The organism is Embleya sp. NPDC050154 (genome assembly GCF_044460165.1).
GTDB lineage: Bacteria > Actinomycetota > Actinomycetes > Streptomycetales > Streptomycetaceae > Embleya.
The window spans coordinates 24,329-35,609 of the sequence record NZ_JBITJP010000049.1 but is presented as its reverse complement, the minus strand read 5'-3'; the positions used below and the strand labels follow the sequence as shown (position 1 = coordinate 35,609).

9 protein-coding genes are annotated in these 11,281 nt (G+C 68.9%); 7 read left to right on the top strand and 2 right to left on the bottom strand.

Annotated elements, in window-relative coordinates:
- The first annotated feature begins 2,130 nt into the window (after positions 1 to 2,130).
- A complete protein-coding gene (locus ACIBSV_RS49340) occupies positions 2,131 to 3,600 on the top strand; it encodes an ATP-binding protein (protein ID WP_395874343.1) in 1,470 nt (489 codons plus the stop codon).
- 916 nt (positions 3,601 to 4,516) lie between these two features.
- On the opposite strand, the gene ACIBSV_RS49335 is transcribed toward ACIBSV_RS49340, so the two are convergent.
- On the bottom strand, positions 4,517 to 5,329 hold the full coding sequence (locus tag ACIBSV_RS49335; RefSeq protein WP_395874341.1) for a nucleoside triphosphate pyrophosphohydrolase family protein: 813 nt from the start codon (positions 5,327 to 5,329) through the stop codon (positions 4,517 to 4,519).
- Positions 5,330 to 5,493: 164 nt separating this feature from the next.
- On the opposite strand from ACIBSV_RS49335, the gene ACIBSV_RS49330 reads away from it, so the two are divergent.
- From ACIBSV_RS49330 to ACIBSV_RS49315, 4 genes are read left to right on the top strand one after another with little or no spacing between them, the layout of a single operon-like run.
- On the top strand, positions 5,494 to 5,787 hold the full coding sequence (locus ACIBSV_RS49330) for an acyl carrier protein (protein ID WP_395874339.1): 294 nt from the start codon (positions 5,494 to 5,496) through the stop codon (positions 5,785 to 5,787).
- Positions 5,784 to 6,194, top strand: coding sequence for a helix-turn-helix domain-containing protein (locus ACIBSV_RS49325; protein ID WP_395874337.1), 411 nt, complete (start codon positions 5,784 to 5,786; stop codon positions 6,192 to 6,194). The genes ACIBSV_RS49330 and ACIBSV_RS49325 overlap by 4 nt, the downstream gene beginning before the upstream one ends.
- A complete protein-coding gene (locus ACIBSV_RS49320; protein WP_395874335.1) occupies positions 6,191 to 7,099 on the top strand; it encodes an ImmA/IrrE family metallo-endopeptidase in 909 nt (302 codons plus the stop codon). Before ACIBSV_RS49325 ends, ACIBSV_RS49320 begins: the two co-directional genes overlap by 4 nt.
- Positions 7,100 to 7,134: 35 nt before the next feature.
- Complete coding sequence (locus tag ACIBSV_RS49315) at positions 7,135 to 7,950, top strand: hypothetical protein (protein ID WP_395874333.1); 816 nt, start codon at positions 7,135 to 7,137, stop codon at positions 7,948 to 7,950.
- Positions 7,951 to 7,987: 37 nt separating this feature from the next.
- Here the strand turns inward: ACIBSV_RS49315 and ACIBSV_RS49310 are convergent, their stop codons facing one another.
- Positions 7,988 to 9,010 (bottom strand): nucleotide kinase domain-containing protein, encoded by a 1,023-nt coding sequence (locus ACIBSV_RS49310; RefSeq protein ID WP_395874331.1) that lies wholly within the window; start codon positions 9,008 to 9,010, stop codon positions 7,988 to 7,990.
- A 47-nt stretch (positions 9,011 to 9,057) separates the two neighbouring features.
- Here ACIBSV_RS49310 and ACIBSV_RS49305 point away from each other — a divergent pair, with 47 nt between their 5' ends.
- Together ACIBSV_RS49305 and ACIBSV_RS49300 are read left to right on the top strand one after the other, a co-directional pair.
- Positions 9,058 to 9,363, top strand: a complete 306-nt coding sequence (locus tag ACIBSV_RS49305) for a hypothetical protein (protein WP_395874329.1) — start codon at positions 9,058 to 9,060, stop codon at positions 9,361 to 9,363.
- Between the two features lie 316 nt (positions 9,364 to 9,679).
- Positions 9,680 to 10,279, top strand: a complete 600-nt coding sequence (locus ACIBSV_RS49300; protein WP_395874327.1) for a helicase associated domain-containing protein — start codon at positions 9,680 to 9,682, stop codon at positions 10,277 to 10,279.
- Positions 10,280 to 11,281 lie beyond the last annotated feature (1,002 nt).

Below are 11,281 nucleotides of genomic sequence, written 5' to 3'. Positions count from 1 at the left end.
GTCACTTCCAACCAACACCCAATCGCTACGCGATTGGTCGCCGAGCCTGGCATGTTCGACACCCGATCGCATTGCTCACGAACTGCACTGGCAGAAAAGGGGGTTCGCATCCGGGACTGTATTCACTCGAGGGGCCCGTGGGCCGGACGCCGACCCTGGAGTGAACCAATACCTCACAACACCTCGGGACTTGGAACCGTCATCGCCAACCATCATTGGAAGCAGGCGACTTCACCACCGGCCGGCCACTTCCAATATAGGTGGGCACCACACTACGGACAAGACAATGCATCAAAACATGACCCGGGTACGATCCGGCGAAATCCACGGGCCCCACCGGGACATCGGACGGTCCGCTCCGCGGCCCCACCATCGCGCCCGCCGGGCCGAGCCGGCACCCACTCCTCGGAACATCGCACCGGCCCTCCACGGCCATCAGAGCCCGCCCTGGAAACCACCGGGAACCCCCGACAAGCCCCCTGGACGGCCCCTCCGGCCCTCGATGCCCGATCTCCGCCACGAAGGCCCTGCAACGGCACGACAACCCCAGGCGGCCCCGATCGAAAAGCCCGAAAGTTGTAAGGAAAATCCGGGCAGGAATCGGGACACCGCAGAGCAACCACCTCCACTGGGCACAGCGCCCCAACTCACACGACGGACCGGGGACGGCCAACTCCCGGGCACGCATGGGAGGTTGCGGGACGCTGCCCTGCAGGACGTCGTCTCCACGACACCGGAAACCGTCCAAACGACACGAACGGCGCCCTGCACGGCCGCGACCAGGCACACCCGTCATACCGACCCACGACATCCTCACACGGCCACCACGACACCCAACCGCAACTGCACAGCCCCTACGGCCCCACTCCCCCAAACAGAACCGGCACCGACCTCCAGGCGCAGCGAACAGGCCCTCCACCGTGTCGCGAGCCCCGCCTCGGACCACCAGGACGGCCCGACAGGAAGCCGCCCGACGCCCCCTGCGGCCCTCACGCTCCGATTCCGCCACGGCCCGCGACCGAGCCCGAACAACGCCGCAGGACGGCACGCCGCGACGCCGACGAACCCACACCCTCCCACCGCATGTCGTAAGGAAAACCACATAGAAACCCCACCGCAGAAACCAGACAACAAACCACCACACCACCACACGACCCGAACCAGCAGAGACCAGGACGACATGGCGTGCCATCGCGACCACACACGGCGCAGCGGACGACACCGTCGGGGCCGGGTCGACAGGGGCCGGACGACTGCGCAACGAGGACCGCGAACGACACGGCGGCGTCCCGGGCTCGTGCCGGAGGAATCGGGCCCGGCGCTCGACGCGGCCGGCGCCGTCGTGGTCGGGATGCGGATGGCCGGGTTGTCGAACGGCCGGGCCGAACGATCGACGACCGACGCACCCGGCGTGGTTCGCTGTCGGGCGAGCGGAAACCGCTGCCGACGGCAGCTCGGTATGCGCCGGTGAGGCCGTGTCGGGCCGGGGGCTTCGTGTGCGGTGGGGTGTGAGGTTCACAGTGAGGTGGGGGCTTTGGTACCGGTGGGGGTGTTTCGGGTTGCTCCGTTGAGGGGTGAGACGACGTGGTCGTTCGTGGGTCGGGTCGCCGGGTTCTACGGGCCGGCGCCAACGCCCTGGCGGGTCGTTGGCGATGGGTCAACCCGCCCCCGGCACGGGAGCGGGGCGCGACGGGCGGACGCGGAGGTAATCCTCGACGCGGCGGGGCGGCGGACATTGGCGCAGCTGTGCGGGGCCGAGGAGGAGGTGCTCGCGCGGGCGTTGTCGTCCTGGGGTCGGGAGGAGGACGGGGTCGCCGGGTGGGGCACGGCGGGGATACCCCGGGGGATGTGGCGGGTGGGCGGTGCCGTGATGGGGCCGGTGGCGTTCGGGTGTCGCCTGTGTACGGCGCGGCGTACCGGGATGCCGGTACGGGTGGTTCGGTACGCGGCGCGGTGGGAGCGGGCGTGCGTGCGGCACGGCCGGTGGGGCCCGGGCCTCTCTTCTTTCGTCTCGGTCTCGACTGCGGACATGACACCCCGGCCCACAGCACTACCCACATCGACCTGCGGCCCCGACATCGCATCATTGCAAGGAGTACACTCCTTAGAAGTGTGGTCCTAAGGAGAAGCATGCAGAAGCCGGAGCACGTGTTCGATCGCGCGATGGAATGGCGGGCGCTGGTGTCGTTCGCGACCCGAGCTTCGCCTCATGCGTTGTTGGGGGTGGTCAGCGGGCGTCGGCGGATGGGGAAGACGTATCTGCTTCGGGCGTTGACGGAGCAGTGCGGTGGGTTCTACTTCGGCGCGACGACGGCGACGGCGGGTGAGTCCCTGCGGCAGTTCGGCGCCGCGCTCGCCGAGCACACCGGGGCGCCGGCGCCGTTCTCCTTCGCCACGTGGGACGACGCGGTCACCTTCCTGTTCGGTCTTGCCGATCCGGCCCGGGGAGAGGGTTCGCAGGTGATCGTTCTCGACGAATTTCCGTACCTGGCGAAGGTGGCGCCGGAGCTGCCGTCGCTGCTGCAGCGCGAGATCGACCGGTTCCAGACCCGGCCCAGCCGGATGCGGCTGCTGTTGTGCGGGTCGGCGATGTCGGTGATGGGCGGTCTGCTGGCGGGTTCGGCGCCTCTGCGCGGGCGGGCGCAACTGGAGCTGGTGGTGCGGCCGTTCGACTACCGTGCCGCCGCCGCGTTCTGGGAAGTCGCCGACCAGCCGGAACTGGCGGTGAGGCTGGGGGCGGTCCTGGGCGGAACGCCGGCGTACCGGCGCCAGTTCCTCGCCGACGATGTCCCCGGCACGCCGGCGGACTTCGACGACTGGGTGTGCCGTGCGGTGATGTCCCCGCTCAGCCCGTTGTTTCGGGAAGCGCGGTACCTGCTGGCCGAGGAGACCGACATCCGCGACACCTCGCTCTACCACTCCGTCCTGGCCGCGGTCGCGGAGGGCAATCACACCCGCGGCGGGATCGCCGGGTTCATCGGGCGCAAGGCGGTGGACATCTCCCACCCGCTCAACGTGCTCGAGGACGCCCACCTCCTCACCCGTGACATGGACGTCTTCCGGCAGGGCAAGTCCAGGTACCGCATCGTCGAACCCCTCATCACCTTCTACGAGGCGATCATGCGCCCCGCCTGGGGGCGCCTGGAACTCGGCCAGGCCGATCGGGTCTGGGCCGCTTCCCGAGAACGCTTCGCGGCCCAAGTGGCCGGCCCCCACTTCGAGGCCCTGTGCCGCGATCACCTCCTCGGTCCCGGCGCCGACCTCGCCGGCGCGCCCCTGGGGCACGTCGGCGCCGGAGTGGTCACCGACCCCTCCTCCCGCACCTCCGTCGAGATCGACGCGGCAGTCGTCGAGGCCGGCACCGGCGCCCACCCGTCCAGGATCGCGCTGCTCGGCGAAGTCAAATGGGGAACCACGATCGGGCTGCCCCACCTCGCACGCCTCACCCGTGCCCGCGACGTCCTCGCCGGCCGCGGACTGGAAACCGCCGGATGCGTCCTCGCGTGCTTCAGCGCCACAGGCTTCACCGACCACCTCCGCCACGAAGCCGACGCCCGCGACGACGTCCGCCTGATCGGCCTCGACGAGTTGTACGCCTGACCCCGACCCGGCCGAACCAGCCGTTGCGGACCGGGTCGCATCAGGCACCCGACGCCGTGTGCGGCGTTGCGGTGCGATCCCGCGCCGGGTGTTCCCCACGCCGTCCGGCGAAGCACAACGTGATCTGCGTCCGAACCACGATCACCTTCGACGCCGACACGACCCGCACGACAGTCCTCGCGTGTTCCACCCCCACGAACGCGACGAACGCGTGACCCCACCGCCGAGGTCCCCCCGACGTACGGACCGAAGGAGCGTGGGACCTGTCGCCCCGGGCAGACGTCATGCCGACCGAGCGCATGGCCGCCGGCCGCCCCCGCGTCCTCGCCGCCCCCGACCACCCGGCATGCCTCGTCCGAATGCAACCCCGCGCCGGCCGACCGCGTACCGCCACCATCCCCGCGTCCCGGGCCGCCCCGGCCGGACGACCTCGCCGCCCAAACGTTCACACGGCCGCGACCGCCGACCGAAGCGATCGGCGACCCGACCGAGGTCCTCCCCCGCGTCCTTCACGCCCGGTGGCACGCACGGTGAGGCGGCGGAGCGAGTGGGTGTGGTCGTGGTCGCCGCGGGTCAGGAACGGGGCCCGGGCGCGCAGGCCCGTCCGAGGAGTTCACGGCCGGCGACGGCGTCCGGCCGGCGGACGCGGATGACGCGCAGATGGGAGGTGACCCTGGCCCGGATGCGGAAATCGCCCCTGGCCACGGTGTCGTCGACGTGCCGCACGTCCTTGGTGGCGAAGACAAAGGCCCTACGCGCCCACGACACGTCGACGTTCGGCGCGGGACCCCGGGTTCGCAAGCGTGTCGAATACCGGCCCCGAACCACGGTGAACGAACGCCGGGGTTGTTCGCCTCGAGTCGGCGCGGTCATCCGCGCTACCCCGGGTACCCGTGGAGCAGATCTCGAGGATGGATCAGGGGGTGTCGTTGGGGAGAACCGTGACACTTTGACGGTCGAGGTCGAGTTCGACGGTGCCCCCGCCTTGGGCGCGAAGCTGCTTCCAGGCGGTGTATCCGGTCAGGATGGCGCGTTCCCAGTCGGCGGCACGACAGACGCCGACTTCCAGGTGGGCGGTCATGTGGCTGATCGTGGTGAGCAGTTCCTGGTCGATGTGGTGCACGTCATCGAAGTATCGGTGGCGCGCGGCGTAGGAGAAGACGAGGGCGGAGATGCCTTCCTCGATGGCGATGGCACGGCCGCCGTCTTCGGTTTCGTCGGTGTCGGGCCGACTCTTGCGTTTGCGGCCGAGCAGGAAACGCGTGACGGGCGACCAGCCCAGGACGGCGGCGTGGGCCAGGTGGAAGGCGTCGTGGAAGCGATAGTCGTCGTCGACGCGCGAGGCGTTCGTGAGGGGGTGACCGGCGGGTGTGCCGTCGGCGCGGGTCAGGACGATGTGGGTGCGGCCTCCCTCTGTGGTGGTGGGGGTGAAAGTGAGGGTGGTCTTGCGCGGGATCTGCTCGTTTTCGGGGAAGTCCTCGTCGAAGCGGGTGCGTTCGTCGGTCGGGGTGGGGCGCCAGCGGTCCTTGGTCTTCTCCAGGTTGGCGGCTGCGATGTCTTCCAGCGTCAGGTCGAAGTTGTGGGCGAGGGCTGCGACGTACCACAGGACGTCGCCCAGTTCTTCTCGCAGTTGCTGCTTGGCCTGCTCGTAGGCGGGGCCGTCACGCAGTTGCTTCTTGTAGACGGTGGCCAAGGACCCGGCTTCGCCCGCCAGGCCAAGGAGTGGCACGAGGACGGGGTCGGCTCCGGGCGCAGGGGGTCGAAGTGTTTTGACCGCTGCCTGTTGGTAGCTCTGGAAGTCCACGCCACTCCTCGCGTCGGTTCTTGGGACACTCTGTCGGCTCATCCAACATCTGTCGTATACTACGACAGCACCGTCCGGAATTCCGACGATTGGGGAAGGTCCTGAGCCCGGTTCCGCCGAGCATCGACGACATCGTCACCGTGATCATCGTTTTCCTCGCCGAACTCGAAGGCCGTCCCGTGGAGGAGGTGCGGTCCGAACTGGAGTCGGGCGGAAAGGAGTTGCCCGTCGACTCCATTCTCGTCGTCGAGATCCTCACGCGCGTCGAGGAGCACTACGGCATCGCCGTCCCCGCCGACGCGGAGGCCGCCCGAGCCACCCGTTCCGTCACCGCTTTCGCCCAGGCGGTCCTGAACGTGATCATCGAAAGGCAGTCCCCATGACCCCGCCCTCCGTCCCCCGTTCCCGCGACCCCGAATTGGAACGGCTCGGTGAACGCCTCAAGCGCACCCGCGACTACCTGGGAATGTCACAGCAGTACGTCTCCGACAACACCGGCCTGCCACGCACCGCCATCAGCGACATCGAGCGCGGCGCACGCCGCGTCGACAGTCTGGAGCTGAAGAAGCTCGCCCGCCTGTACCGCCAGCCCGTCTCCTACTTCCTCGCCGAGGACCCGAACCCCGACCTCGGCGAACACGTGCTGGCCGGACTTCCACGCGCGCTGGCCCAGCTGACGGACGGCGACCGGAAGGCCGTACTGGACTTCGCCGAGTACCTTCGCTTCCGCCGTGCGGCCGAAGCGGACGAAGCAGCCGCGTCCTCCGAAGCGGAGGAGCCACCTCGGTGAACTGGGACGTCGCCCACCGGATCGCGGGGATCGCAGCGATCCAGGCACACCGCGACCTGGACGTGGACCGCAGCACCTACGTCCGAGTCCACGGCGCGTTGGGCGCGGCGGGTCTGATCGGGATGGCGAAGTCGATGCCGAGGCTGTTCGGCGTCTACCGCTCGCCGGACGACGGCGGACCCGCCGTGCTGTTGAACGCCCGATTGGACGTGATCACGCAACGGCACACCGCCGCCCACGAACTGGGGCACCACCGGCTGGCACACCGCAGCGCCTACGACAACGAACTCGACCCCTCGCTCCGTTGGGGCAACGGCAGTTGGCCGGACGAGGAGAAGGTCGCCGAAGCGTTCGCGGCCTGGTTCCTGATGCCGCGGCCCGCCGTACTCGCCGCCCTCGAGCGAATCGCCGGCGGACGCCCCACCGCCCCGGAACACGCCTATCTCCTGGCCCGCGCCCTGGGTACCTCCTACACCGGCACCGTGCGGCACCTGGCACGCCTGTCCCAAGTCGACCGCGGTCGGGCCGAGCAGTGGCTCAAGATCACCCCGGCCACACTGAAACGCTCGTTGACCCGGGGCGCGGCCGTGTCCCCCGACGCACACGTCCACGCAGTCACCACGAGGATGCACGGCCGACGCCTGCACGTCGACGCGGCGGACCTGCTGGTGCTGCACCCACCGGGCGCCCTCATCGACCGTCTCCCCGAGGCCCTGTCTCTCTGGCCCGAGCCCGGCGACCGGATCGGCACGTCCTCCTTGGAACACCCGACCATCGTGGAGGTGACCCACGGCATGGACACCGAGTGCCGATTGGCACTGTCGGTGCCCGGAACCGACGAGCCGCTGGAGGTGACCCTCGTACGGGAGTCGCCCCGTAGCGGCATCGACGAGATCTGGCCCTGACCCCTCGTATTCCACGAACACGTCAAGGAGCTTCGATGCACACCTTCACCGTGGAAGGCCCCGACGTCACCCGGGCCTGGATCGCCGCCTGCAACGCCCTCGACCGCAAAGGGAACGGGGCACGCACGGGCTACCACACCGTCGTCCGCATCGCCGACGCCACCGCCGACGACCCCACCTTCCGCGAGGACCTGGAGCGCGTCCGCGCGCACGCGGCTCCCGCCGGTACCTACAAACCCGTCGAGACGGTCGCGAACACGATCTTCCCGCAGTCGCTCGGTGCCCGATGCGCCTCCCACGAGCAACTCGCCGACCGCTACCGCGCCCTCTACCCCGCCGCGCGACGCTTCCCGGGCAACCACCGCGACACCTACTTCGGACGCCTGATCGCCTATCCCGGAACCGACGGGCACATCGACCAGATCGCCAAGATCATCGACCGTCTGACCCGACAGACAGCCACCCGCGCGCCGATGACCGCCGCCTACGAAGTGGACGTCACCCATCCCTCGGACATCGACACCGGCGAGGCGTCCGCCACGGCCGACGCCCTGGTGCACACCACCGAACGGGACAACCTCATACGAGGTTTCCCCTGCCTGAGCATGTGCTCCTTCCAACTCGACCGCCACGGCACCCTGCACACCGCCGCCTATTACCGCAGCCATTTCATGCTGGAACGCGCCTACGGCAACTACCTCGGGCTGGGGCGCCTGAGCGCGCACATCGCCCGACACGCGGGCCTCAAACAGGGCACCCTGACCGTCTTCGCGGGCTACGCGCAGCTCGACGGCCCGATCACGAGCATCCGCCCGCTGCTCACCGCCACCCCACCCATGCTCGCCGCCTGATCCGCAACGATGTTCCGGTGGGGCACGAACAGCCGGCTCAGTGGACCGGGTTCAGGCCCCACTTCGGCGGGAACCAAGCCGTGATCGGCGCAGCATCCTTGCGGTATGCCTGCTTGATACGACTGCGCCCGCTGATTCCCGCGATCTCCGGGTGAGCCACCCGCGCGTACTTGTCGACCTCGCAGAACAGGTTCTGGCAGTCGATGAGTTGCAGCCGCCGACCCTTCAGGCCGCCGAACGACAAACCGAGCCGGGAGAAATGCTCCTCCTGGCTGTCCGCCATGTATCGGATCACGTCGGCCTCGATCCCGTCCGCCGATCGTCCGAAACACTTGCGGATCCCGTCCTTCGCCCCCGGCCCGGGCACCACGAAATCCATCTCCGAGAACGGCATCTGCGCCGCGTAGTTCAGGTCGATCAGATACTGGTAGGCCAGAAACGGGCCGATGGCCGGAAACGCAAGAAGAACCTCGTACGCGTCGCGCATCGTCGGCGCGGCGAGCACCCGCCCCGGGGCGCCCGCGACCATCATCATCTCCAACAACCGCAGATGGTTCCGGTGCTTGCGCTCCTCCCCCAACTGCGGAGGCGGCACGATGTAGGCGGCCGAGTACAGCCGCTCCCCACGCGCGAACGCCGACGACAGCACCGCGTCGTAGGACCGGTAGTCGTAGGAGTCCCACCGGATCGCACCCAAGGCGTCCTCCAACAACCCCCACGTCGAAGCCTTGTTGAAGACCTTGAAGAGCAGGGTGCGGAAGAAGACCTCCTCCCATTGCTGTGAACCGCGATAGATCACGTCCGCGATCAGAACCTGACTCACCCGATCCGCCGCACGAAAGCAATTCGTGAAGCGGTACCGGGACAGGATCGGATCGTCGGTCCACGGTTGTCCGCGCCCCTCGAGCCGCGCCGTGTAGACCGCCTGACGCGCCGCGGCGAACCGCCAGTACGAGTCGAAAACCGCCGTCGGACGCAGTTCCCGGCCGCCCACGCGCAACACGCTCGCCCCGGACACCGAGGAAACCCGAGCCCGGCGGTCTTGCAGGAGTGGCACCATGCCCGGAATATATATTCGCTATAGGTTGATTGTCACGAGGGGGAGCAATGGAATTGCTGTGCCGTCAGCCGCGCCGAAACGCCCTGATCACCTGGCCCGAAGAGGTCGACCGCCGACTCGACGTCCTCGTACGCGCGTCCACCGCCGGCGGCACACCCGCCTCACGCTCCCAACTGCTCGCCGCCCTCGTCGCCGCAGCCGACACCGACCCGAACCTCCTCGCCGAACTCCTGCGCGACTACAGACGACTCCCCGCCGACGCGCTCACCACCGGCAACGACCGCGACGACCTCCCGACCATCCGCAACCCGGGCCCCCCACGCACCAAGGACCAACGAACCCCCGCACCCTGAGGTCACCGCCAACCGGGCCCGACACCACTGCCGCCCCGACACCGCTCCGCCACGAGTCCCGAACCCGTCCCACCGCAACCCCCCGACCTTGCACCGACCACGAAAGCAACGCCCCAGGGAAACCCGACCCCACCAAACGTGCCCTCCCCGAAACGCACCTCCAGATAAAGGCGCTGCGCGCCCACGACGCCGACATCGTCGACACCCTCGCCGTCCGCCAAAACAACGGCACGGCGCAGGGAGAACGCGCAGAGGAACCGGACGAGGACGAAGACGAGGGCGAAGGCCTCGGCGCGGACGGGGAAGAGCGGGAGGAATGGCGGCCGATCCTGCGGTTCTCCAGCCGCCGCGACCCCGTCCAGATCGCCCGCTTCGTCGAAATGCACGTCGTCGACCCGCAATCACGCAACTGGCTCCGCGGCCTGCGCGCCGCCGGGCACACCCCGACCTGCGCGTCCCCCTCGACGCCGTCGACATCGACCACCTCGGCGGCTGGATTTCCGAACAGCGACGGGAATACGCCGCCGGAAGGTTGAACACCAAACAGGTCGAGAAACTGAACAAGCTGGGAATGGTGTGGTCCCTCCTCGACCAGGCCTGGAACGACGGCGCGGCGCAGCAAGCGGCCGCGACGGGCGCCGGCCAGGCGCAGGCGGTCGCCGAACCCAGCGGGCCGAAGCCCAAACGCACCCGGGAACAGGCCTTCGAAATCGCGCTCGGCGCGGCGACCGTCTACCGGGAACGCGTCGGACACCTCGAAGTCCCGCGCGGGCACGTCGAGTCGGTCGTGGCGTTCGACGGATGGAGGGAGGACGTGCGTTTGGGGGTGTGGATCACCACCACCAAAAGCCGACGAGCCAAACTCCCCGCCGAACGCATCACCGCACTCGACGCCTTGGGGATGCGGTGGACATGAGGCGGATGTGAGGTCCGGCGTGAAGCCGGGGCGGCGTGTTCGTCGGTTCGGCCGAGCGCGCGGGGATCCCGAACGAAGGAAAGCCGCGCCCGGGCGGATGTGAGATTCGAAGTGAGAACCGGGGTAAATCCTTCAAAGCCCGTCAGGGTGCGGGTGTGGGTCGTCATGATGACCGGTCATGGGGCACCGTGGGGGACGCGCGGCTGGGTGGGCTTTGGCGATCTTGTGCGTGGTGGGGGTGATCTGGCTAGTCGTATGGGGATCGCACAGCGTCAAGCGCGGTGACATCGACTGGTTGAGTGCTTCGATCGCTCTGCCGGGGCTGGGCGTCGCCGTGTGGTCGGGGCGGATGTCGCGGGCCGCGCTGAGTCTCCAGGCTCCCGACGTGGCGGCTCTGGCCACCCTCTTGGCCGGTCGCGTGGCTCTCGCCGAGACCCGTGAGCGTTCGCGGCTGCTCGGTGGGGCCGGCAAGCCAATCGATGTGCGATTCGTCTTCCGTCCCACCCAAGTTCCGACCCACGACGCCGCCGGCGCCGACCCCGACGGACGCCTGGGAACGATCGTCGACTACTACCGAAGGCTGCGCCCCGGTCGTCTGGTGATCACCGGCGCCCCCGGGTCCGGCAAGACCGTCCTAGCCCTGGAACTCCTCCTCAAGCTCCTAGAGAACCGCGACCTCAAGGACCCGGTCCCGGTGCGCATGTCCCTGGGCTCTTGGGTCGCCCTGATCGACGACGGCGTCCGGGAGGCAGACGTGGGGGACGCCGTGCGCGTGTGGATGCTCGAGCATCTGGAAGGCACCCACCAGCTCTCCCGGGCGGCGGCACGGGTGTTGGTCGAGGCGAACATGATCCTGCCGATCCTGGACGGGTTGGACGAGATGGACGCGGCCGAAATCCCTACCGGCACCTGGCCGCCGGTCCGCCCGAGGCGTCGAGCCCGGCGAGCGTTGGAAGTTCTCAACGCCTACCAGCACGGTCGGGACCGGGCCGCCGTGGTGGT